25 protein-coding genes are annotated in these 20,995 nt (G+C 70.0%); 13 read left to right on the forward strand and 12 right to left on the reverse strand.

Annotated features, from left to right (window positions below; genetic code table 11):
• Positions 1-155: 155 nt before the first annotated feature.
• Both HNR14_RS02525 and HNR14_RS02530 read left to right on the forward strand, forming a co-directional pair.
• A complete protein-coding gene (locus tag HNR14_RS02525; RefSeq protein ID WP_021765186.1) occupies positions 156-542 on the forward strand; it encodes a DUF1844 domain-containing protein in 387 nt (128 codons plus the stop codon).
• A gap of 4 nt (positions 543-546) precedes the next feature.
• Entirely contained in the window at positions 547-879 is a 333-nt protein-coding gene (locus HNR14_RS02530; RefSeq protein ID WP_179699682.1) for an MmcQ/YjbR family DNA-binding protein, read from the forward strand.
• Between the two features lie 14 nt (positions 880-893).
• On the opposite strand, the gene HNR14_RS02535 is transcribed toward HNR14_RS02530, so the two are convergent.
• Positions 894-1,436: a hypothetical protein gene (locus tag HNR14_RS02535; RefSeq protein ID WP_179699684.1), complete on the reverse strand. Its 543-nt coding sequence runs from the start codon at positions 1,434-1,436 to the stop codon at positions 894-896.
• Positions 1,437-1,492: 56 nt separating this feature from the next.
• Positions 1,493-2,920, reverse strand: coding sequence for an amidase (locus HNR14_RS02540; protein ID WP_179699686.1), 1,428 nt, complete (start codon positions 2,918-2,920; stop codon positions 1,493-1,495).
• 81 nt (positions 2,921-3,001) lie between these two features.
• Between HNR14_RS02540 and HNR14_RS02545 the strand changes: the two genes are divergently transcribed.
• From HNR14_RS02545 to HNR14_RS02555, 3 genes are read left to right on the forward strand one after another with little or no spacing between them, the layout of a single operon-like run.
• Positions 3,002-3,364 (forward strand): GntR family transcriptional regulator, encoded by a 363-nt coding sequence (locus tag HNR14_RS02545; protein ID WP_179699688.1) that lies wholly within the window; start codon positions 3,002-3,004, stop codon positions 3,362-3,364.
• Positions 3,361-4,263: an ABC transporter ATP-binding protein gene (locus HNR14_RS02550; protein ID WP_179699691.1), complete on the forward strand. Its 903-nt coding sequence runs from the start codon at positions 3,361-3,363 to the stop codon at positions 4,261-4,263. Before HNR14_RS02545 ends, HNR14_RS02550 begins: the two co-directional genes overlap by 4 nt.
• Entirely contained in the window at positions 4,260-5,036 is a 777-nt protein-coding gene (locus tag HNR14_RS02555; RefSeq protein ID WP_179699694.1) for a hypothetical protein, read from the forward strand. The genes HNR14_RS02550 and HNR14_RS02555 overlap by 4 nt, the downstream gene beginning before the upstream one ends.
• A 162-nt stretch (positions 5,037-5,198) precedes the next feature.
• Here HNR14_RS02555 and HNR14_RS02560 read toward each other — a convergent pair whose 3' ends face one another.
• Positions 5,199-5,642 carry a VOC family protein gene (locus HNR14_RS02560; RefSeq protein ID WP_179699696.1) on the reverse strand — a complete coding sequence of 148 codons (444 nt, stop codon included), beginning with the start codon at positions 5,640-5,642 and terminating at the stop codon, positions 5,199-5,201.
• Between the two features lie 33 nt (positions 5,643-5,675).
• Between HNR14_RS02560 and HNR14_RS02565 the strand changes: the two genes are divergently transcribed.
• Positions 5,676-6,011 (forward strand): DMT family transporter, encoded by a 336-nt coding sequence (locus HNR14_RS02565; RefSeq protein ID WP_081703912.1) that lies wholly within the window; start codon positions 5,676-5,678, stop codon positions 6,009-6,011.
• Between the two features lie 4 nt (positions 6,012-6,015).
• Here the strand turns inward: HNR14_RS02565 and HNR14_RS02570 are convergent, their stop codons facing one another.
• The 5 genes from HNR14_RS02570 to HNR14_RS02590 form a co-directional block, all read right to left on the reverse strand.
• Positions 6,016-6,243: a hypothetical protein gene (locus HNR14_RS02570; protein WP_021760827.1), complete on the reverse strand. Its 228-nt coding sequence runs from the start codon at positions 6,241-6,243 to the stop codon at positions 6,016-6,018.
• Position 6,244: 1 nt separating this feature from the next.
• Positions 6,245-6,793 carry a DUF2781 domain-containing protein gene (locus HNR14_RS02575; protein WP_290473580.1) on the reverse strand — a complete coding sequence of 183 codons (549 nt, stop codon included), beginning with the start codon at positions 6,791-6,793 and terminating at the stop codon, positions 6,245-6,247.
• 61 nt (positions 6,794-6,854) lie between these two features.
• Positions 6,855-7,433: a GNAT family N-acetyltransferase gene (locus tag HNR14_RS02580; RefSeq protein ID WP_179699698.1), complete on the reverse strand. Its 579-nt coding sequence runs from the start codon at positions 7,431-7,433 to the stop codon at positions 6,855-6,857.
• A 35-nt stretch (positions 7,434-7,468) separates the two neighbouring features.
• A complete protein-coding gene (locus HNR14_RS02585) occupies positions 7,469-8,161 on the reverse strand; it encodes a uracil-DNA glycosylase (RefSeq protein WP_179699700.1) in 693 nt (230 codons plus the stop codon).
• 8 nt (positions 8,162-8,169) lie between these two features.
• The gene (locus tag HNR14_RS02590; RefSeq protein WP_039921572.1) at positions 8,170-8,688 is read right to left on the reverse strand and encodes a phosphoribosyltransferase; all 519 of its coding nucleotides are present in this window, start codon (positions 8,686-8,688) and stop codon (positions 8,170-8,172) included.
• A gap of 41 nt (positions 8,689-8,729) precedes the next feature.
• Here HNR14_RS02590 and HNR14_RS02595 point away from each other — a divergent pair, with 41 nt between their 5' ends.
• A complete protein-coding gene (locus HNR14_RS02595) occupies positions 8,730-10,190 on the forward strand; it encodes an MFS transporter (RefSeq protein ID WP_179699702.1) in 1,461 nt (486 codons plus the stop codon).
• Between the two features lie 72 nt (positions 10,191-10,262).
• Here HNR14_RS02595 and HNR14_RS02600 read toward each other — a convergent pair whose 3' ends face one another.
• Positions 10,263-11,585, reverse strand: a complete 1,323-nt coding sequence (locus tag HNR14_RS02600; protein WP_021764362.1) for a bifunctional o-acetylhomoserine/o-acetylserine sulfhydrylase — start codon at positions 11,583-11,585, stop codon at positions 10,263-10,265.
• Positions 11,586-11,709: 124 nt separating this feature from the next.
• On the opposite strand from HNR14_RS02600, the gene HNR14_RS02605 reads away from it, so the two are divergent.
• Both HNR14_RS02605 and HNR14_RS02610 read left to right on the forward strand, forming a co-directional pair.
• Complete coding sequence (locus HNR14_RS02605) at positions 11,710-12,483, forward strand: SDR family oxidoreductase (RefSeq protein ID WP_179699705.1); 774 nt, start codon at positions 11,710-11,712, stop codon at positions 12,481-12,483.
• A 4-nt stretch (positions 12,484-12,487) separates the two neighbouring features.
• Positions 12,488-13,204, forward strand: a complete 717-nt coding sequence (locus HNR14_RS02610; protein WP_179699707.1) for an ion channel — start codon at positions 12,488-12,490, stop codon at positions 13,202-13,204.
• 28 nt (positions 13,205-13,232) lie between these two features.
• On the opposite strand, the gene HNR14_RS02615 is transcribed toward HNR14_RS02610, so the two are convergent.
• Positions 13,233-14,768 (reverse strand): flotillin family protein, encoded by a 1,536-nt coding sequence (locus HNR14_RS02615; protein ID WP_179699710.1) that lies wholly within the window; start codon positions 14,766-14,768, stop codon positions 13,233-13,235.
• Positions 14,769-14,771: 3 nt separating this feature from the next.
• Positions 14,772-15,272, reverse strand: a complete 501-nt coding sequence (locus HNR14_RS02620) for an NfeD family protein (protein WP_021764934.1) — start codon at positions 15,270-15,272, stop codon at positions 14,772-14,774.
• Between the two features lie 127 nt (positions 15,273-15,399).
• On the opposite strand from HNR14_RS02620, the gene metX reads away from it, so the two are divergent.
• From metX to HNR14_RS02640, 4 genes are read left to right on the forward strand one after another with little or no spacing between them, the layout of a single operon-like run.
• Entirely contained in the window at positions 15,400-16,605 is a 1,206-nt protein-coding gene (metX, locus tag HNR14_RS02625) for a homoserine O-acetyltransferase MetX (protein WP_179699713.1), read from the forward strand.
• A 15-nt stretch (positions 16,606-16,620) separates the two neighbouring features.
• Positions 16,621-17,787, forward strand: coding sequence for a sensor histidine kinase (locus tag HNR14_RS02630; RefSeq protein WP_021764936.1), 1,167 nt, complete (start codon positions 16,621-16,623; stop codon positions 17,785-17,787).
• Entirely contained in the window at positions 17,784-18,992 is a 1,209-nt protein-coding gene (locus tag HNR14_RS02635) for a hypothetical protein (RefSeq protein WP_179699715.1), read from the forward strand. The genes HNR14_RS02630 and HNR14_RS02635 overlap by 4 nt, the downstream gene beginning before the upstream one ends.
• 31 nt (positions 18,993-19,023) lie before the next feature.
• Positions 19,024-19,677, forward strand: coding sequence for a response regulator (locus HNR14_RS02640; protein ID WP_025155480.1), 654 nt, complete (start codon positions 19,024-19,026; stop codon positions 19,675-19,677).
• Between the two features lie 15 nt (positions 19,678-19,692).
• On the opposite strand, the gene HNR14_RS02645 is transcribed toward HNR14_RS02640, so the two are convergent.
• Positions 19,693-20,970 (reverse strand): MFS transporter, encoded by a 1,278-nt coding sequence (locus HNR14_RS02645; RefSeq protein ID WP_179699718.1) that lies wholly within the window; start codon positions 20,968-20,970, stop codon positions 19,693-19,695.
• Positions 20,971-20,995 lie beyond the last annotated feature (25 nt).

The following is a 20,995-nucleotide window of genomic DNA, read 5'->3' on the forward strand; positions in this document are numbered from 1 at the left end:
TTGGTACAGCACCCTGTCTACCTCCGCGCCGGAGCGCATCGGCGGAGTGCAACAACCCGGTAACCTGTAAGCGGTCAAGCGCGGGTGGGAGGAATCTCCACTTTCGTACCGGGACAGAAGTCCCGGAGCCCGAACGATTCTAACAGAGGAATGCAGTGAGCGACACATCCCCCTCCTTCTCCTACCAGGAGGCCGACCCCCAGCACCACGACGAGGCCCTCTCGGAGGCCACGCGCGACATCGCCGACGTGCCCGCCGTCGAGGTCATCACCACCACGGCGGTGCACCTGATGAGCGCCGCCGCGGTCAAGTGCGGGCTCGCGGACGATCCGGATGCGCAGACCGATCTGGACGAGGCGCGCAAGCTGATCGACGCCCTCGCCGGCCTCGTCACCGCGAGCGCGGCGCACCTGGGCGACCAGCACGCGCGCAGCCTGCGCGACGGACTCCGGTCGCTCCAGCTGGCCTTCCGCGAGGCCTCCCCCATCCCCGACGAGATCGGCAAGGGTCCGGGCGAGAAGTACACCGGCCCGGTCAACTGATCCCATGGACGCCGCCGCCGTGCGCGCACTCGCCCTCGGCCTCCCGGAGGCGGAGGAGTACGAGCATGGCGGCCTCCCGGCGTTCCGCGTGCGCGGCACGCGGTTCGCGACCATGCTCGACGCGGAGTCGTCGACGATCAACCTGATGCTCGGCGAGGCCGGCATCCGCGAAGCAGCGGCGGCGTGGCCCGAGAACTGCTCGGAGCGCTGGTTCGCCGGGCGTCTCTCCTCGGCGCGGGTCGCGTTCGCGACCATCGAACCGGCGCTCCTGCGCGAGCTCGTCACCGACGCCTGGCGCAACCGGGCTCCCGCCGCGCTGCGCCGGACGCTCGACTGACGAAGCGGGCCGGGCTACTCCAGGCCCGGCAGGGGAAGCGGCTGATCGGCGAGCAGCGCAGCGCTCTCCAGCTCCGGATTCCGGGCGATCGCGGCCAGGCTCTCCTCGGGCCCGGAGACGAACACCGAATCGGCGTAGAGCGGCGCTCCGACCGACAGCCATGCCTCCGGGATCCACACGAACGATGGCAGCGGACGCGCGGGAGTGAACACCGCCGCGAGGGGCTCGGTCGTCACAGCGTGCTCCCCGTCCGGCGGTCCCGACGCGGGAGTCGCGTCACCCACGTACCCCCGCCAGCGGGCGACGCGCACGTCCACATCGCCGACGAGGTCTCTGAGGCTGTTCGACAACGCTGTCGCCGTCGCACCGTCGATTGTGCCGGTTGCGGGGTCGATCGCTTCGGATGCGGGAACGTCGTCGCGCGATTCGACGAGGTCTCTCCACCACGTTGTTCCGACGACCTCTTCGCTGGCGAGGGACTGCCATCGACGGAGGCGCCCGGCACCGTCGGTTCCGGGCAAAAACACTCTCAGTGCGATGCGCTGGCTGTCGAGCACATAGCCGGACACTCTTCGCTTGTCCGAGCCCCAAGGGATCGCCACCGTGTCGCTCGTCACCAGCGCGGAGGCCGGCGGTCCGTCCAGCGCACCGTCCGCTCCAGCTGTGCGGCGAGGGAGAGCAGCGTGCGCTCGCCTCCCGGGCGTCCGATGAGCTGCACACCCATCGGGAGGCCGCTCTCGGTCTGTGCGATGGGCAGGACGATCGCGGGGAGGCCCGTGACGTTCACCATCGAGGTGAACGGCGTGTACTGCACCTGCTGGGCGAAGTTGTGCTCGCCGTCCTCGGCGTCGTACCAGCCGACGGGTCGCGGGGTCATCGCCAGTGCCGGGGTGAGCACGGCGTCGAACGACGACAGCTGTGCGATGAACGAGCGCTCGTAGGCTGTCAGCGCCGACAGGGCCTCGCTGAGCTCGCGCGCGCCGAGCTCGCGGCCGCGGCGGACGAGCCAGGAGGTGAGCGGCTCCAGGAGGTCGAGGGCCTCGCCCTCGAGTGGGACGCCCGCCGCTCCCGCCTGCCAGATCGTGCGGAACGCGGGCGCGTAGGTCGGGTCGGGCCGCAGCGCGGTCTCCTCCATCCCGTGCCCGATGGACGTGAAGGCCGCCACCGCGGCGTCGAGGGCGGCGCGGGCTTCGGGGGCGATGGTGATCTCGTAGGCGTCGTCCCAGGCGGAGGTCGTCATCACGCCGAGCTGGAAGCGGCCCTCGCCGCGGATGGCTGTGCCGAGGAAGGGGCCGTCGTCGTCGTACGGCGCCCGGAGCGTGTAGTGGTGGTCGATGCGGTCGCCGACCTTGGCGATCATCCCGTCGAGGAGGAGTGCGGCATCGGCGGTGGTGCGCGCCAGCGGACCGTCGACGACCAGGCCGCCGAGGGAGGCGATCCCACTGCCGGCGGGGACGAGACCACGCGTGGGCTTGAGCCCGACGAGACCGCATGCCGCTGCGGGAATACGGATCGATCCGCCGCCGTCCGAACCCGGCGCGAACGGCAGCATCCTGCTCGCCACCGCGACGGCCGCCCCGCCGCTCGACCCGCCGGCACCGAGCGAGGGGTCCCACGGGTTGCGCGCGGGAGGGGCGGCGAGCGACTCCGTGTACGCCGGGAGCCCGAACTCGGGCGCGTTGGTCTTGCCGAGACTGACGGCTCCCGCGGCGTCGAGTGTCTCGACGATCTCGTCGCTGGTATCGGGCACGTAGCCGGCGAAGGCGCGGGAGCCGAATCCGGCGGGCACGCCGGCTCGCCGCCAGAGGTCCTTGTCTCCGGAAGGCAGCCCCCAGAGCGGCGCCGTCTTCGGCACCCGCTCCGCCACCTCCTCCGCTCGCGCCAGTGCGGCGTCGCGGGTGACCGTGACGAACGCGCCGAGTTCCGGATTCAGCCGCTCGATGCGATCGAGGTAGTGCGAGGTCAGCTCGCGGGGTGAGACGCGTCCGCTCTGCAGCTCCTGCCAGAGCGCGAGCGCGGTGAGCTCGTGGAGTTCCGCCATGGCGCCAGGCTATCCCGCTCTTGACAAAGCCGGACAGGCCTGGTTGGTTAGTTACATGAGTAATGAACCAAAGAGGTTCGGATGATCGAAGAGGGCAAGCCGATCTTCGTTCAGATCGCCGAGCAGATCGAGGACGACATCATCGACGGGGTCTACCCCGCCGAGACGCAGGTGCCGTCCACGAACGAGTTCGCCGCCTTCTATCGCATCAACCCGGCCACGGCCGGCAAAGGCGTCAACCTCCTCGTCGACGAGGGGATCCTCTACAAGAAACGAGGCATCGGAATGTTCGTCTCCACGGGGGCTCGGGAGCAGCTCGTCGCCAAGCGGCGCGAAGCGTTCCGCGACGAATACCTCCGCCCCCTCCTCGCCGAGGCCGCCAAGCTCGGCATCGACCCCTCCCAGCTCGCCCAGATGATCCAAACGGAAGGAGTGAGCGCATGAGCGCCACCCCCGTCCCCGCCGTCCAGGTGTCGGGACTGACCAAGAGATTCGGGTCGTTCACCGCGATCGACGACGTCTCCGTCACCATCCAGCCCGGCCGCATCCACGGCCTCCTCGGACGCAACGGCGCCGGCAAGACCACGCTCATGCAGCTGATCACCGGCCAGGACTTCCCGAGCTCCGGCGACATCCGCGTCTTCGGCGAGAACCCCGCCGAGAACGCGCGCGTGCTCTCCCACCTCTGCTTCATCAAGGAGAGCCAGCGCTATCCCGAGGACTTCCAGCCCAAGCACGTCTTCCGCAGCGCACCGTGGTTCTTCGAGCACTGGGACGCCGAGTTCGCCGAGCGCCTCATCGAGGACTTCCGCCTCCCCGTGAACCGCCGCATCAAGAAGCTGTCCCGTGGCCAGCTCTCGGCCGTCGGCGTGATCGTCGGCCTCGCCTCCCGGGCGCCGCTGACCTTCTTCGACGAGCCGTACCTCGGGCTCGACGCGGTGGCGCGACAGATCTTCTACGACCGCCTGCTCGAAGACTTCGCCGAGCATCCCCGCACCGTCGTCCTCTCCACGCACCTGATCGACGAGGTGGCGAACCTCCTCGAGCACGTGATCGTCATCGACCAGGGCCGCATCCTGATGGATCAGGATGCCGAGGAGCTCCGCAGCTCCGCCACCACGGTGGTCGGCCCCCGCAGCGCCGTCGACGCGTTCGTCGCGCCGCACGAGGTGCTGCATCGCGACGGGATCGGCGGCCTCGCCTCCGTCACCGTCTCCGGCCTGAGCAGCGCCGATCGCGCCGCCGCCGGTTCCGCCGGGCTGGAACTCGCCCCGGTCTCCCTCCAGCAGCTCATCGTCCGCAAGACCAACGTCCGAGAGACAGAATTCGAGCAGAGCGCATGACCGCGATCGATCCGGGAGCCCTGGCGCTCCCGACCTCCGAAGCACGCCAGCACCGCGTCTGGCGCATCGTCCGGCTGAACCTCGTCAACAAATGGACCGTCATCTGGCTGCCCATCGTGATCATGGGCTTCATCTGGCTCGTGAACTGGCTCATCTGGTGGATCATCTGGGCGGCGAGCGCCGGCCCCGACCGCGCGAAGGCGCTGGAAGGCACCCAGTGGAGCGGCGGAGCGTTCTACGTCTTCGTCTACATGCTGGTCATCGGCATCCAGGTGATCTCGGCGACCTTTCCGTTCGCCCTCGGGTACGGCACCACCCGCCGGGACTTCTCGCTCGGCTCCGGGCTCACCTTCCTGATCCTGTCCATCGGCTACGCCCTGGGATTCGCGACGCTGTCGGCGATCGAGGAGTGGACCAACGGGTGGGGGCTCGGCGGCCACCTCTACACCTCGGTGTACTTCGCCGACCAGAGCTTCCTCGGACGCTTCTTCATCGTGCTCTGCGGGATGCTGTTCTTCTTCGCCGTCGGCGCCTTCTCGGCCACGCTCTTCATGCGCTGGCGGATGAACGGCATCCTCGCGGCCGGTGCGGTGCTCGTGCTGCTCCTCGTCGGCGCGGTCGCCCTGGTGACGCTCACGGACAGCTGGCCGGCCGTCGGCGAGTGGTTCGCGTCGGCCGGTCCGCTGGGCCTCGCCGCGTGGCTGCTCGTCCCCACCGTGCTCGCCGCGCTGGCTGGTCACGTGGTGCTCAGCAGGGCGACACCGAAGAGCTGATCCGACATGGACGTGGCCCGGGCATCCCTCCTCGCACAGCGGGATGCCCGGGCCACGATTGTTCATCGGCCTCACTCGGCCGGCTGGTGCCGTCCGACGATGTCGTGCCTCCACCCTACGAACGGAACGGCCTCCGCGACGGAGTGCCCATCGCTTGCGTAGTCAGTTCATAGCCCGCTCCGAGACTTCGGCGGCGGACTCCTCCCCCAGCTCCTGGAAGACGGTCAGCTGGAGACCGGCCGGAGCCTCCAGACGCGAGTTGAGCGAGTTCCAGGGCGTGACCGTGGGCGGCGCGATCAGCTCGGCGCCGGCCTGCACGAGACGCGCGGTCACCGCACGCCCGTCCCCGACCTCGAAGGCGAGCCGGATGTGCGGCGCGACCGGTCGCCCGACCTCCACCTGGTCGATCATCGCCTTCTGCGCGGGGTTGGCCAGTTCCAGCGTCGCCCGCCCGGCGTCGAGGATCGTCACCTGCGCTCCGCCGTCCCCCGCATACGCCTCCTGTTCCGGGAGGCCGAGCGCATCGCGGAAGAACGTCAGCGCCGCGTCGTAGTCCTCCGCCTCGACCACGATCCGCAGCTGCCGTACCCGTGCCGTGTCGTCCATCCCTGACTCCTCCTCGATCGGTAACGTGTGCTCGTGCTGGGATACATCTTCCTCGGGATCGCGATCGCCACCGAGATCGTCGCCACGACGTTCCTGAAGTTCACCTCGGGCGAGAACCCGAAGTGGTGGGCGTTCGTGATCGTCGTCGTCGGCTACGTCGCGTCGTTCGTCGCCCTCTCCCAGTCGCTCTCGCGCGGGGTGCCGCTGGCCATCGCCTACGCCATCTGGTCGGCCGTCGGCGTCGCCGCGATCGCCCTGATCTCGTGGGTGTTCTTCAAGGAGCCGCTGACCTGGGTGCAGGTCGCCGGGCTGGTCCTCGTCATCGGCGGCGTCGGTCTGCTCGAACTGGGCGGCAAGCACTCCGCCTGACGCGTCAGGCCGAGCCGACGAACGCCTCCAGCGCCTCGTCGATGGTGCTCGCCGGCGGGATGTACTCGAAGACCGCCCCGATACCGGACGGTTCGTAGGTGCCGTCCGCCGCGACCGTGATCGTGCCGAGGAGGCGGCCGCGGCCGAGTTCGTCGTCCTCCAGCTGGGTGTGGTCGTAGACCGTGTACTCGTCGCCGTCCTCGTAGACGGTCAGGTCTTCCAGCAGGGGCATCTCAGAACCTCCTCGTGAAGGGCAGCGGCTTCCGCATCCGGATGAGCAGCAGGAGCGGGACGAGCACGTACGGCCCGTTGTACAGCAGGAAGATGATCGGGTGCGGCGTGCGCTCCCCCACCGGGCCGAAGAACTCGACGCCGAAGATCGGGATCGCCGTGAGGCTGATGATCATGGTGGCGTAGATCACCGCGAAGAGCTGGATCCAGTTGAACCCCTTCACGAGGCAGACGATCAGCAGCACGTAGAACGGCAGGTAGACGAACGCGCTCGTGCCGGTGATGAACCGCAGCCACAGCGGCTCCGCCTGGTAGAGCGGGTCGTACTGCGACGAGTACGTGTAGTTCCACTGGGCCAGGATGTTCGTCGTCGTGGCGGTCTGCGGGATGCCGAGCGTCGGGATGGCGTCGCTGATGATGCAGGTGACCACGAACAACGAGAAGATCACCAGGAAGAAGATGTCGATCGGCCGCTTGCGCAGCGGGAGGTTCGCGGGCGTCGCTGGGGCGGCGGGTGCGACCTGGCCGGTGCCGGAAGTCACTGTGCTCACAGCGCGAGCCTAGACCTGCGCGCGCCGCATCATGCGGAGGCGACGCGCCCGGAACCCGCTGTCACTTGAGCGACTTCTGCAGCAGCACCGTGCCGAGCCAGCGGTCGAACTTGTAGCCGACGCGGCCCATCCGGCCGATCTCCTCGAAGCCGAAGTTCTCGTGCATCTTGATCGACGCCTCGGCACCCTTGTCGGCGATGACGGCGATCATCTCCTTGAGCCCCGCGGCCTTCGACCGGTCGATGAGCTCCTGCATCAGCACCGGGCCCAGGCCCTTGCCGGTGGACGCGGCCCCCAGGTAGATGGAGTTCTCGACGGTGAACCGGTAGGCGCGCTTCTGCTTCCAGGGGGAGACGAGGGCATAGCCGAGGATCTGGCCGCTGGGCGACTCCGCCACGATGAACGGCATCCCGAGCTTGTGGAGGTACGCGTACTTGCTGCGCCACTCGCGGAGGGTCATGGCGTCCTCGTCGAAGGTCACCGTGCTGTTCGCGACGTAGTGGTTGTAGATCTCGCGGATGTGCGGCAGATCCTCCGGCCGCGCCTCGCGCAGGGCGTACTCGAAAGCCGGCTCGGCCTCCGCCGGCTTGCGCAGATGACGCGGCAGCTGACGGCGCGTCTCGTATTCCTCTTCCAGCACGGGGACAAGCCTACGTCCCCCACGTTGCGGGCGCGTTACGGTTCGAGCGACCAGTCGACGGGCGCGAGGCCGCGCTCCTCGAGCAGGGCGTTCGCCCGCGAGAACGGCCGGGAGCCGAAGAAACCGCGCGAGGCCGAGAGCGGGCTCGGGTGCGGCGACTCTATCGCCGGGTTGTCGCCGAGCAGCGGCTTCAGCGTGGAGGCGTCCCTCCCCCACAGGATGGAGACGAAGGGCTGATCGCGCGCGACGAGGCTGCGGATCGCGTGCTCGGTGACCGCCTCCCAGCCGGCGCCGCGGTGCGAGGCGGGAGCGCCCGGACGCACGGTGAGCACCCGGTTGAGCAGCATCACGCCGTTGTCCGCCCACGCGCTCAGATCGCCGTGGGCGGGCGGAGTCACGCCGAGGTCGTCGCGGAGCTCGCGGTAGATGTTCTGGAGGCTGCGCGGCACCGGACGCACGTGGCGCTCGACGGCGAACGACAAGCCGATGGGATGTCCGGGAGTGGGGTACGGGTCCTGTCCGACGATGAGCACGCGCACGTCGGCGAGCGGCGCACGGAAGGCGCGGAGGACGTCCGGCCCGGCCGGGAGGTAGGGGCGGCCGGCCGCCACCTCGGTGCGCAGGAACTCCCCCATCGCGGCGATGCGGTCGGCGACGGGCTCGAGGGCATCCGCCCATCCCGGGTCCATCGAGCCGTCCGCGGCCAGCTCGGCGAGCGACTTCGCCACGGCTGCGGTCAGTGCGCCGCGGTGACCGGCGGCAGGGCCGACCAGGGGAAGGTGATCCAGCGGTCCGTGCGGCGCCAGACGAAGTCCGGTTCGAGCACGGTGCGCGGCTTGGAGTAGAGGCAGACGGTGCGCACGTCGGCGCCCGAGGCGGCGATCAGGTCGACGACCATGGCCAGCGTGCGGCCGGAGTCGGACACGTCGTCGACGAGGAGCACGCGCTTCGCGTTCAGCGCGGACGAGTCCAGCATGGGCGGCAGCACGACCGGCTCGGGCAGGCGCTCGTCGACGCCCGTGTAGAACTCGACGTTCAGTGCGCCGCAGGCCTTGATGCCGAGGGCGTACGAGATGGCTCCGGCGAGCAGGAGGCCGCCGCGCGCGATCGCGATGACCATGTCGGGCTCGAAGCCGGACTCGAGGACCTCGCCCGCGAGATGGCGAGCGGCGTCGCCGAACTCCAACCAGCCCAGCACTTCCCGTTCCGTCTCTGCGAGAACACCTGTACCTGAGTCGTCGAGTTCGCTGGCCACCCCCCTACGTTACCCGCCTCCGACCGGTGCTAGCATCCAGCATGACCTCAGAGAAGACCGTCGCTCCCCGCCGGGCCGCTGTCGTGATCGGCGTCACCGCCGGCCTGATCGGATGGCTCGCCGTCGTCGAGCTCACGAGCGGAATCCTGCAGGGCTACTACGTGCCCCTGATCTCGGACACGGTCAAGCATCTGGGTATCCACGACGCCGATTACAACTGGTTCGAGGCCGCCCAGCTGCTGCTCTCCGCGCTGGTCGTGCCGCCCCTGGCGAAGCTCGGCGACATGTTCGGGCACAAGCGCATCCTCCTCATCGCGACGGTCATCACCGCCCTGGCGACGTGGGCCCTGGCGTTCTCGGGCAACTTCACGATGTTCCTCATCGCGTTCGCTCTGCAGGGCTTCTACGTGGTCTGGCTACCGCTGGAGGTCGCGCTGATCTTCGACCGCGGCCGCCGCACCGGCACAGGCGCGTCGCAGACCCGTCGCGCCGCCGGCCTGCTCGTCGTCGCGCTGGAGCTCGGCGCGATCCTCGGCGCGATCGGCGCCGGGCTGCTCTTCGAAGCTGTCGGCCAGAACCTCACGATCACGCTGATGATCCCGGCGATCGCCGTGACCCTCGTCTTCTTCGCCATCCTGTTCGGTGTCCCGGAGTCCGAGCCGACACCCGACCGCAAACTCGACGGCGTCGGCTTCCTGCTGCTCACCCTCGGACTGCTGCTGATCACCTCGGGGCTCACCTTCCTGCGGATCAACGGCGTCGGCACCTGGTGGGTGTGGGTGCTCATCGCCGCCGGCATCCTGGCCTTCATCCCGTTCGGCAAATGGGAGTTGAAGCAGTCCGACCCTGCCATCGACCTCCGCGTGCTGCGGCGCCCGAACATGTGGCCCATCCAGCTCACGGCGGGCCTCGTCGGAATCAGCCTCCTGGGGGCCCAGGCGCCGCTCAGCACCTACGCCGGCACCGACCCGGTGAACGGCTACGGACTCGGGCTCTCGGCGGGGCAGCGCAGCCTCCTGATCGGCGCCTATCTGATCTCGATGATCGTCGGCGCCGTGCTCTTCCCCCTGGTGTCGTCCTGGCTGACCCCGCGCGTGACGCTCATCGCGGCCTCGTTCCTGGTGGCGATCGGCTATCTGCTCTTCCTCCCGTTCCACCTGGAGACCTGGCAGGTGTTCACCAACATGGCGATCGCGGGCATCGGCTCCGGCGCGCTGGTCGGAGCGCTGCCCGCAGCAGCAGCCGCGGCGGCTCCACGGGGCCAGACCGGCGTCGCCACGGCCATGACGAACACCACCAAGACCATCGGAGGCTCGTTCGCCTCCGCCGTGTTCGGCGTCGTGCTCCTCGCCGGCGCGGCCACGGTCACGGCGACGGCCGCGAGCCTCTTCGGCTACATGCTCGTCTGGACCATCTGCGGACTCGGCGCCCTGGTCGCCGCCGTCCTCCTGTTCTTCGTGCCCAAGCTGGCGTTCGCCGACGCGGAGGAGCCCACCGCCTGAACGCGGACGAGCCGCCGCGGGTTCCGGAGGTTCCGGATCCCGCGACGGCTCGTCGCGCGATGGTGCGGGAGGCTACGCGCGCGCGGCCTCGGCGACCGAGCGGGCGGCGGCGAGGCCGGCCGACAGGTCCGCCTTCAGGTCGTCGATGTTCTCGAGGCCGACCGAGAGGCGCACCAGGCCCGGGGTGACGCCCGCGGTGAGCTGCTGCTCCGGGGTCAGCTGGGAGTGCGTGGTCGACGCCGGGTGGATGACGAGGCTGCGCACGTCGCCGATGTTGGCCAGGTGGCTGAACAGCGCCAGGTTGTCGACGAGCGCACGGCCCGCGTCCACGCCGCCCTTGAGCTCGAACGAGAGCACCGCGCCGACGCCCTTCGGGGCGTACTTGTTGGCGGCGGCGTACCACGGGCTGGTCGGCAGGCCGGAGTAGTTGACCGTGGCGACGTCGGGGTGGTTCTCGAGGAATTCCGCGATCTCCTGCGCGTTCTGCACGTGGCGCTCGACGCGCAGCGAGAGGGTCTCGATGCCCTGGATGAGCTGCCAGGCGCTGGCCGGGGCGATCGCCGAGCCGAGATCGCGGAGCAGCTGCACGCGCGCCTTGATGATGTAGGCGAGGCCGTCGCCCACCGCGGCGGTGTAGCTGGCGCCGTGGTACGACGGGTCCGGCTCGGTGAGGCCCGGGAACTTGTCGACGTTCTTCGACCACTCGAAGCTGCCGCCGTCGACGACGATGCCGCCGATGACGGTGCCGTGGCCGCCGAGGAACTTGGTGGCCGAGTGGACGACGATGTCGGCGCCGTGCTCGAACGGGCGGATGAGGTACGGGGTCGCGATCGTGTTGTCGACGATCAGCGGCACGCCGGCCTCGTGCGCGACGTCGGCGACGAGCGCGATGTCGAGGATGTTGATCTTCGGGTTGCCGATGGTCTCGGCGAAGAAGAGCTTGGTGTTCGGGCGGACGGCGCGGCGCCACTCGTCGGCGTCGTCCTGGTTCTCGACGAACGTGGTCTCGATGCCGAGCTTCGCGAGGGTGTACTTGAAGAGGTTGTACGTGCCGCCGTAGATCGAGCTCGACGAGACGATGTGGTCGCCCGCCTGCGCGATGTTGAGCACGGCGAAGGTCTCGGCCGCCTGGCCGGAGGCGACGAGGAGAGCACCGGTGCCCCCTTCGAGCGCAGCGACGCGCTCCTCGACGACGGCCTGGGTCGGGTTCTGGATGCGGGTGTAGATGTTGCCGAACTCCGCCAGGGCGAAGAGGTTCTTGGCGTGCTCCGCGTTGTTGAAGACGTAGGAGGTGGTCTGGTAGATCGGCGTGGCGCGCGCATTCGTCACGGGGTCGGGCGCAGCACCGGTGTGGATCTGCTTGGTCTCGAACTGCCAGTCGGCGGCGTCGGTCATGGCGTAGCTCCTTCGGGTGGAAATCGACGAGCGGCCCTGCCACCGCCTCCAGACCAGGGTAGAGGCGCGCCTCACGCACGGGCAACGCACCCGAAACACGCCGTAACCCGTGAGAATAGGGTCCATGAGCAGACGTGTTGTCGTGACGGGAGCGAGTTCGGGCATCGGGGCGGCGACGGTGCGCCTCTTCCGCGAGCGCGGCTGGGACGTGGTCGGGGTCGCCCGCCGCGAGGACCGGCTGCGCGATCTCGCGGACGAGACCGGCGCCGAGGTCTTCGTCGCGGACCTCACCCGCCAGGAGGACGTCGACGCGCTGCGCGACCACCTGGCGGCAACGGGAGGCGTCCACGCCCTCGTCAACAACGCCGGCGGCGCCCACGGGCTCGCCTCCGTCGAGGAGTCGAGCGTCGACGACTGGGTGTGGATGTTCGAGATCAACGTCCTCGGCACCAAGCGCGTCATCAGCGCCCTGCTCCCTCTGCTCCGGGAGGGCGCGGCGCAGACCGGGCACGCCGACATCCTGAACCTCACCTCCATCGCCGGCCACCAGGCCTACGTGGGCGGCGGCGGGTACAACGCCGCGAAGTTCGCCCAGCACGCGCTGACCGAGGTGCTGCGCCTGGAGCTGAACGGCGAGCCCATCCGGGTGGTGGAGGTCGCCCCCGGCATGGTCGCGACCGAGGAGTTCTCCCTGGTCCGCTTCGGCGGCGACCAGGAGAAGCGCGACGCCGTCTACGAAGACGTGCCCGAGCCGCTGACGGCGGAGGACATCGCCGAGACGATCGTGCACGCGCTGGAACTCCCCCGGCACGTCGACCTCGACCTGATCGTCGTCAAGCCGGTCGCGCAGGCGGCGCCCTACCGCTTCCATAAGGGTCAGCTCCGGGTCAAGGACTGAGACCGTGGGCGACGACGCGAAGCGCGAGCGCTGGGAGCGGGTCACCGCGTGGCCCGGGATCGGCGCGAGCGTGGTCTTCATCGTCGCCTACTCCGTGAACATCCTGGCGACCGATCCGCCGAGCGCCGTGCACGCGATCGTCGTGACGGTGCTGATCGTGGTCTGGGCGTTCTTCCTCGTCGACTACGTCGTGCGGATCACGCTGGCCGCCCACAAGTGGCGGTTCGTCCGTGCCAACGTCGTCGACCTGCTCTCCGTGCTGTTCCCGATCGCGCGGCCGTTCCGGCTGCTCGGCTCGCTCCAGCGGATCCCGGTGCTGCGCGGCAACTCGGCGGCGCACCTGCGGCGACGCATCCTCATCATCGCGGCGACGTTCGTCGTGATGTTCATCTACGTCATCGCTCTCACCGAGTACCAGATCGAGCGCTACGCTCCCGGCTCCAACATCCACTCGTTCGGCGACGCCGTGTGGTGGGCGTGCGTGACGATGGCGACGGTGGGGTACGGCGACTACTACCCGGTCACGGTGCCCGGCCGCATCCTGGCCGTCGTCCTGATGGTCGGCGGCATCGCGATCGTGGGCACGGCGAGCGCGACGATCGTGTCGTACCTCAACGAGCACACGCAGCACCTCCGGCACCAACCGCCGTCCGACGAGGGGCGTCGCCTCGACCTTCCCCGGGAGGACGACGCCCGCGAGACGCCGAAGGGCGACGAGTGACCCCGACGCCCTTCGCTCGGTAGAACCGCTACTCGCCCGCGGTCGCCGCTTTGGTGACGCCGCGGTCGACCCGCGTCGCGGTTCCCGGTGCTGCGGCGCTCAGCGCGTTGGCACCGAGCGCACCGCCCGCGAGAGAGCCGAGGATCGAGCCCAGGTCGAGCCCGGTCAGGTCTTTCACGACCTTGGGCACCTCGCTGACGACCTGACCGACCGTCTTCGTGACGGCGGATGCGCCGTCGGTGCTGATCACGGTGAGGTTGTCGATGTTGGCGAGCGGCTCCGCGACGGCGCGGGTGATCTCGGGCAGGCGGTCGATGATCTCCGACGCGAGGCCGGCCTCGCCGAACTTGCGCAGCGCCTCCGCCTTCGCATCCGTGGCCCGGGCCTCGGCGAGACCCTCGGCCTCGATCGCGGCGGCACGCGCCTCGCCGTCGGCGCGGACACCGGCGGCGAGCGCGATCTGCCGGTCGCGTTCCGCGTCTCCCGCCAGGCGCACGGACTCGGCGGCGGCCTGCGCGTCCTGCACGGCGGCGACCTTGTTGGCCTCGGCGATCGTGCGGCGCTTGTAGGCGTCGGCCTCGGTGGCGGCGTTGGTGGCGTCGCGCTCGGCCTGGGCACGCTGGACGGTCGCGTAGGCGTCGGCCTCGGCCGGCTTGCGCACCTCGATGTCCAGGCGCTCCTGCTCCACCTTGGCCTTCTCGGCCAGCGCGTCGCGCTCCTGGGTGGCGACGAGCTTCTCCTGCTCGGCCTGCGCGAGCTGACCCGCGGCCTCGGCCTCGGCGTTGGCGCGGTCGGTCTCGGCCTTGATGCTGGCCTGCTTGAGGCTCAGCGCCTTCTGGCGCTCGGCGATCTGCTCTGCCGCGTCGATGCGCGCGAACTCGCTCGCCCTGGCCGTCTCGACCTCACGGATCTCGGCGTTCTGCTTGGCCAGCGCGGCCTCCGCGCGACCGAGGTCCGCCAAGTAGTTCGTCCCGGGGGTGGAGATGTCCGAGATGTTCAGGAGGTCGACCTGGAGGCCCTGTTCGGCCAGGTCGACCTTCGTGGCCTCGACCACGGCCTCCGAAAGGGCGTTGCGGTTGGAGATGATGTCCTTCACCGGCATGTTGCCGATGATCGAGCGGAGGGAGCCCTCCAGCGACTGCTGGATGATCTCGGTGAGCGAGTTCTGCTGCGACAGGAAGCGCTGGGCAGCGCGGCGAACACCCTCGGGGGTGCCCGAGACCTTGAAGTTCACGCTCGCCTGGATCGCGAGCTTGATGAAGTTGCTGTCGACGCCCTCCACCACGATGCCGATCTGTCGCTGCTCCAGCGAGATCGCGAATCCCTGCTGCAGGATCGGCCAGATGAAGACGCGGCCGCCGATGACGACGCGCTGCCCGCCCTCGTGCTCCCCCGAGGCGGTTGCCGCAGCCGACGGCCGGCCGGCGCCGCGGCCGACGATGACGAGCGCCTCGTTGGGCGCCACGCGCCGGATGCGGCTGGCGATGAAGAGGAACACCGCGAGGACGGCGACGATGATGCCGACGACCGCGATGATGCCGGCGATGGAGGAGGGAGTGGTCATGTCTCAGTCCTTCTCAGGGTCGGTGGATGCGGGGATGGAAGCGGATGCGAGGCGGACGACCTTCACACGTGAGCCATGCGTCTCGACCACGCGGATGACGGTCCCGGCGGGGATCTCGTCGTCGGAATAGGCGAGCCGCGACTCCAGCTCGTGCGGCCCGTCGAGGCTGACCTCGCCGCCGTTCGGGCTGACGCGCGTGCGGGCGACGCCGGTGAGGTCCGCGGGGTTCGACGGAGCGCCGTCCTCGCTGCTCTGGAAGCGCCGTACGAGCAGCTGCACCCCGACGAGCGTCACGAGCCCGGCCGCGGCGGCGATCACGTACGCGAAGCCGACGGGCCAGTCGTTGGCGAGCACGAGCAGCCCGGACGCGCCGAAGATCGTGAGACCGGCGCCCAGGCCGGTGCCGGAGAGTGCCCCGTCCAGCAGGTCCAGGAGCTCACCGAAGAGCATCGAGATCAGGAGGAGCGCCAGCCCCACCCCGCCGATGATCAAGAAGACGATCACGATCCGCCCACCCCGCAACACGTGTTGAAGCTCTCATCACTTTGAAAGCCAAGTCCCAGGAAGCCTACTGCACCGGTGGCGACGTAACAGAGCGCCGACGCTCGTCCCGCTCCGGGAGAATGGGGCCATGGAGTGGCAGACATCCGCCGATACGGCGCCGTCGAGTTTCATCACGGAGGCCCAGGCACGCTCGCTGCTCGGCAAGCCCCCGGCGAGCGGCGCGTGGAAGGAGACCGACCCGCCCGCCGGCCGCCGGTTCGCGGGCATCGGGCCGTTCTCGTTCGAGAGCGGCGAGTCCCTCCCCTACGTCCGCATCGCCTACGAGACCTGGGGCGAGCTCTCCCCCGCGGGTGACAACGCCGTGCTCGTCCTCCACGCGCTCACCGGCGACGCGCACGCGGTCGGCCCCTCCGGTCCGGGACAGCCGACCGCCGGCTGGTGGTCCGGGATCATCGGCCCCGGCAAGGCGATCGACACCGACCGCTGGTTCGTCGTCGTGCCCAACATGCTCGGCGGCTGCCAGGGGACGACCGGTCCCGCCTCCATCGCGCCCGACGGCGCCGAATGGGGACCGCGCTTCCCGTTCACGACCATCCGCGATCAGGTGAACGCGCAGGCGGCCTTCACCGACGTGCTGGGCATCGACCGCTGGGCGGCCGTCGTCGGCGGTTCGATGGGCGGGATGCAGGCGCTCGAGTGGGCGGTGTCGTTCCCCGAGCGGGTCGAGCGCCTCGCGGTGCTCGCCGCGCCTCCCTTCTCCACGGCCGACCAGATCGCGCTCAACTCGGTGCAGATCGAGGCCGTCCGCACCGACCCCCTCCACCGCGGCGGCGTCTACTACGACGCCGGCGACGGCGACGGGCCGCACCAGGGCCTCGCGCTCGCGCGGCGGATGGCGCTGCTCAACTACCGCAGCCCGTCGGAGCTCAACGCCCGGTTCGAGCGCACGTGGCAGAGCGGGATCAGCCCGCTCGGCGGCGGCGGGCGGTTCGCCGTCGAGTCGTACCTCGACTTCCACGGCAACAAGTTCACGCGCCGCTTCGACGCCAACAGCTACATCACGCTCGTCCAGGCGATGAACTCGCACGACGTCGGCCGTGACCGCGGGGGCGTCGCCGCAGCGCTCTCCCGCGTGACCGCCCGCACCCTCGTGCTCGGGATCGACAGCGACCGCCTGTTCCCGGTCGAGGGACAGGAGGTCATCGCCTCCCACCTGCCCGACACGATCGACGGTAGAGTTCCTGTGGTGATCCGCTCGGACTTCGGCCACGACGGGTTCCTCATCGAAGACGACGCCGTCAGCGAGCACCTGCGGCGCCTGTTCGCGGCCTGAGCGGAACGGAGGAGGATGTCGCGCATCCAGAAGGAGCGTGATCGGCTCCTCGCAGCGACCGCCCGCACCGTCGGGCTCACCGCGAGCGCGACCGCCCTCGTCTGCCTGAGCATCCCGGGAACGCTCCCGCTGCCGCTCTACCTCGCTTCCCTCGTGTTGCTCGCGTGCCTCGCCTATGCCCAGTTCCAGCTGGGGACGCTGCTGCGCTCCACGCTGTGGATGTGCGTGATCGTGGTCGCGGGCTCCGCGATCGTGCTCGTCAACCTCCTGCCGATGGAGCCGCTCGGCCCGTCCGCGCTGAGCGTGGTCGGTGTCGTCGGCGCGGTGGGAATCGCCTGCCTGTCGGTGCTCTCGGTCACCTCCCGCGCCCGGCTGCTCGTGCTGATCGCGGCCGCGGTGGTCACTCTGGCCGCCACGTTCACGACGCTCATCGCGACACACTCGCGACTCGCCGAGCCGGTGCTGCTCATCGTCGCGGGATGGGTCGCACTGACCGCGACCGGGGTGTGGCTGGCGCGCACCGTGCCGCGCACGCTGAAGCGCATCTCGACGATGAGCCGCGCCTACCGGGTGGAGCGTCAGGCGAGCGAGACGGAGGCGCGTCGCCGCCAGGGCGCGCGCCTGCTGCACGACACCGTGCTCGCGACGCTCACCCTCCTCGCCCACTCCGGTGTCGGGGTCGGGGTCGGGGCGCTCCGCGAGCAGGCCGCCGAGGACGCCGCGCTGCTGCGGCAGCTGCGCCTCGGCTTCACGCCCGACCCCACCCGCTCCGGCGACTACCGGCTCAAGCCCGTCGAGGAGTCGACCCTCGGCAACACCCTCGAATCGGTCAAGCAGCGCTTCCGCCGCATGGGCCTCGAGGTCAACTGGCACGGGTCCGGCCAGGTGCTGCTGCCGAGCGACGTGCTCGACTCGTTCCTCCTCGCGCTCGGCGAGTGCCTCGAGAACGTCCGCCGCCACTCCGGCGTGAACGAGGCCCACGTCACCATCACCGACGACGAGACCACGGTGCGCGCGATGGTCACCGATGCGGGCAAGGGCTTCGACGTCGGCAGCATCGAGGAGGGCCGGCTCGGCTACACCGAGTCGATCGTCGCCCGGCTGCGCGACGTCGGCGGGAACGCACGCCTCTTCTCCTCCCCCGGCAGCGGGACGACCGTGGTGCTGGAGGTGCCGAAATGAGACGTGCGGACGAAGCGACCATCCGTCGCCCCGCGCTCGCCCGCCCGGCCGACGAGGAGCGCGACGCCCTCGGACGCGCCCGCCTCGATCTCGGCTTCAACGTGGCGGCGCTCGCACTGATCGCGTTCCTGCTCGTCCTCTTCGTGCTCAACGTCGGCGTGTATCCCGCGCTCCCCCTCGGCATCGCCGCGTGGGCCCTGATCGCCGTCACCCTCGTGGCGGCGCTCGTGCTCCGGTTCCGTCTGCCCGAGGAGCTGCCCGGCTGGCTCTTCGCCGCCGCGCTCATCATCTGGGCCGCCGCGGTCGCGCTCGACGTCGTGGGGACGTCGTCGCCCGACTGGCTGCCGCTGACCGCCGCCGCCGCGGTGGGCCCCGCCCTCCTGCTCTGCGTCCCGGTGCGGCCTCCCCGCGACATCGTGATCGTCACGGCGGTCCTGGGCGTGGTGCTCGCGGTCGTGCTCGTGCTGCGCTCGGGAGGCGACATCCGCATGCTCGGCCCGGGCGTCGTGACCATCGCGATCGCGATCGCGCCGCCCCTGATCAGCATGCAGATCATCCGGTCGCTCCGCACCCTCGTGCAGCTGGAGCTGGACCTCGTCCAGGTGCAGAGCACGGTGTCGTCACCGGGTTACGCGGTCGGCATGATGGCGTCGGAGGAGCTCGCCCGCCTCGACCTCGCCGCCGAGCGCCTGCTCGACGGCGTCGCGACCGGTCGCACCCCGCTCCCGCTCGACGAGGCGACCGCGGACGCCGCGGCGAGCATCGCGACCGAGCTGCGCCTCCACCTCATCCAAGGTCGCAAGGAGACCTGGCTGTACCACGCAGTGACCGAGTCCGCCCTGCTCGGGCCCACCGTCGCGTTGACCGATCCCGAGGGGCTGGCCGCCGGCCTGAAGCGCGACCAGCGCGACGGATTGCTGACCGCGGTCTGGCTGCTGATCAGCGATCCGGTCCGTACCGGTGCCGGCCAGCCGCGGAGCCTCTCGCTCGACATCTCCCGCCCCGTCGCCCCGCTTCCGGGCTCTCCGACAGCCGGAACCGCGATGGCCATCACGATCGCGAGTACCGGTGTGCCGCGAAACGGGGTAGACCCCGCGGCATGGCAAGCTATCCGTAAAGTGGGTCGATTCGTCGAGTCGTTCTCGGGCTCGACGCTCCGCATCGACATCACCACTGTGAGCGACACCACGGCCGACCCGACCTGACGGCCGCACCAGAACCGAAGAGAGGCTGCTCGTGAGCGAGGCTCCCCCCATCCGTATCGCCATCGTCGACGATCACAAGATGCTGCTCGGTGCGCTGACCGAGTGGATCCGCAATGCCGCGGACGACATCAACATGGTCGCGGCCGTGGCCAGCTGGCCCGAGCTGCTCACGCACCCGGAGTTCCCCGTCGATGTGGTGCTGCTCGACCTCGACCTCAAGGACAACATCCCCGTGTCGCTGAAGCTCTCGACGCTGAAGACGACCGGCGTCCGCACGGTGCTGATGAGCACCTACTCGGAGCCGGCCGTCGTACGCGAGGCCCTGGCGGCCGGCGCGCTCGGCTACCTGGTGAAGAGCGAGGACGCCGAGATGATCGTGGAGGCCATCCGCGCGGCGAGCAAGGGCGAGTCGTTCATCTCGGCCGAGCTCGACCTGGCGCTCAACGCCGGCGAGGTCGGCGGGGCTCCGAAGCTGAGCGCGCAGGAGCGCCGCGTGATGGCGCTCTACGGCGCCGGGGAGCCGGTGAAGGCCGTTGCCTTCCAGCTCGGCATCTCCGACGAGACCGCCAAGAGCTACCTCAAGCGCATCCGCGAGAAGTACCGGGTCGCCGGCTACGACGTGGGCACCAAGGTCGCCCTGCGCAAGCGCGCCATCCAGGACGGCATCCTGCTGCAGAACGACTGACGCCGCGCGCGTCCGTCAGTCGATCGGCACCGTCGGGCGCTGGGCGTGCACGACCCCCGTGTCCACACCGCGGTGGATGCGCGAGCGGTCGATTCCGAACGACACCAGCGCCAGCGCGATGCCCGCCACGGCGAGCACGGCGCCGACGGCGACCGGCGAGACGTAGCCGAACCCGGCCGCGATCGTGAGGCCGCCGAGAAAGGCGCCCATCGCGTTCGCGATGTTGAGCGCCGAGTGGTTGAGGGCCGCGGCGATGGACTGGCTGTCGTGCGCCACATCCATCAGCCGGGTCTGGATGGTGGGCGAGAGGGCCGAGGCCGCTCCCGCGATCACGAACACCGAGATCAGCAGCCCGGCCAGCGTCGCCGCCGTGAAGAACAGCACAGCAAGACCCACCAGCAGCACGACGAAGAACAGCATCATGCTGCGCTCCACGCTGCGGTCGGCCATGCGCCCGCCCAGGATGTTGCCGACGGTCATGCCGATGCCGATCAGGACGAGCACGAGCGGCACGGCCGACTCCGGCAGGCCGGTGACCGTGGTCGCCATCGGCGAGATGTACGTGTAGACCGCGAAGAACCCGCCGAAGCCGATGGCGCCGATGAGCAGCGCCAGCCAGACCTGCAGCCGGCCGAACGCGCGGAGCTCGTTGCGGAGGGTCGCCTTCGGGTCCCCGGCCTGCCACGGAACGAGGAAGGCGACGGCGGCGAAGGTGAGCGCGAAGATCGCCGCGACGACCAGGTAGGCGATGCGCCAGTCGGTCGTCTGCCCCACCCAGGTGATGAACGGCACGCCGATGACGTTCGCGATGGTGAGCCCCGAGAGCACGAAGGCCACGCCCTGTCCGCGCTTGCCCGGGCCCATGAGCGAGGCCGCGACCAGGGACGCGATGCCGAAGTACGCGCCGTGCGGCAGTGCGGAGATGAACCGGGCGACCAGCACCAGCCCGAAGGTGGGCGCGAGCGCCGATGCGATCGTGCCGACGGTGAAGGCGACGAGCAGCCACAGCAGCAGCTTCTTACGCGGCAGTCGCGCGGCGACCGCGGCGATCGTGGGGGCGCCGACGACCACGCCGAGCGCGTAGGCGGAGATGATCCATCCCGCCTGCGCGATCGCGTCCGTCGACGACGCCGCGTAGACCTGCGGCAGGAGGTCGTGCGCGATGTTGGGCAGCAGCCCCATCGCGACGAACTCGGTGGAGCCGATGCCGAACCCTCCGAGGGCGAGGGCCAGCAGCGCAAGACGAGTACGGGCCGACGACAACTGCGTCGGCCCGTCGATTCCGGGATTCACTCGGACAGCCTATATCGAATCGTTT

The sequence above is a fragment of the Leifsonia naganoensis genome, from assembly GCF_013410615.1.
GTDB classification, from domain to species: Bacteria; Actinomycetota; Actinomycetes; order Actinomycetales; family Microbacteriaceae; genus Leifsonia; species Leifsonia aquatica.

What these genes read in the sequence shown, in the direction of transcription:
- HNR14_RS02555 (WP_179699694.1), top strand. Translation starts at nt 4,260, where the DNA reads ATGACCGCGATCGATCCGGGAGCCCTGGCGCTCCCGACCTCCGAAGCA.
- HNR14_RS02615 (WP_179699710.1), bottom strand. Translation starts at nt 14,768, where the DNA reads ATGACCACTCCCTCCTCCATCGCCGGCATCATCGCGGTCGTCGGCATC.
- HNR14_RS02600 (WP_021764362.1), bottom strand. Translation starts at nt 11,585, where the DNA reads ATGACCGACGCCGCCGACTGGCAGTTCGAGACCAAGCAGATCCACACC.
- HNR14_RS02545 (WP_179699688.1), top strand. Translation starts at nt 3,002, where the DNA reads ATGATCGAAGAGGGCAAGCCGATCTTCGTTCAGATCGCCGAGCAGATC.
- HNR14_RS02635 (WP_179699715.1), top strand. Translation starts at nt 17,784, where the DNA reads ATGAGACGTGCGGACGAAGCGACCATCCGTCGCCCCGCGCTCGCCCGC.
- HNR14_RS02605 (WP_179699705.1), top strand. Translation starts at nt 11,710, where the DNA reads ATGAGCAGACGTGTTGTCGTGACGGGAGCGAGTTCGGGCATCGGGGCG.
- HNR14_RS02630 (WP_021764936.1), top strand. Translation starts at nt 16,621, where the DNA reads ATGTCGCGCATCCAGAAGGAGCGTGATCGGCTCCTCGCAGCGACCGCC.
- HNR14_RS02550 (WP_179699691.1), top strand. Translation starts at nt 3,361, where the DNA reads ATGAGCGCCACCCCCGTCCCCGCCGTCCAGGTGTCGGGACTGACCAAG.
- HNR14_RS02560 (WP_179699696.1), bottom strand. Translation starts at nt 5,642, where the DNA reads ATGGACGACACGGCACGGGTACGGCAGCTGCGGATCGTGGTCGAGGCG.
- HNR14_RS02530 (WP_179699682.1), top strand. Translation starts at nt 547, where the DNA reads ATGGACGCCGCCGCCGTGCGCGCACTCGCCCTCGGCCTCCCGGAGGCG.
- HNR14_RS02570 (WP_021760827.1), bottom strand. Translation starts at nt 6,243, where the DNA reads ATGCCCCTGCTGGAAGACCTGACCGTCTACGAGGACGGCGACGAGTAC.
- HNR14_RS02540 (WP_179699686.1), bottom strand. Translation starts at nt 2,920, where the DNA reads ATGGCGGAACTCCACGAGCTCACCGCGCTCGCGCTCTGGCAGGAGCTG.
- HNR14_RS02595 (WP_179699702.1), top strand. Translation starts at nt 8,730, where the DNA reads ATGACCTCAGAGAAGACCGTCGCTCCCCGCCGGGCCGCTGTCGTGATC.
- metX (WP_179699713.1), top strand. Translation starts at nt 15,400, where the DNA reads ATGGAGTGGCAGACATCCGCCGATACGGCGCCGTCGAGTTTCATCACG.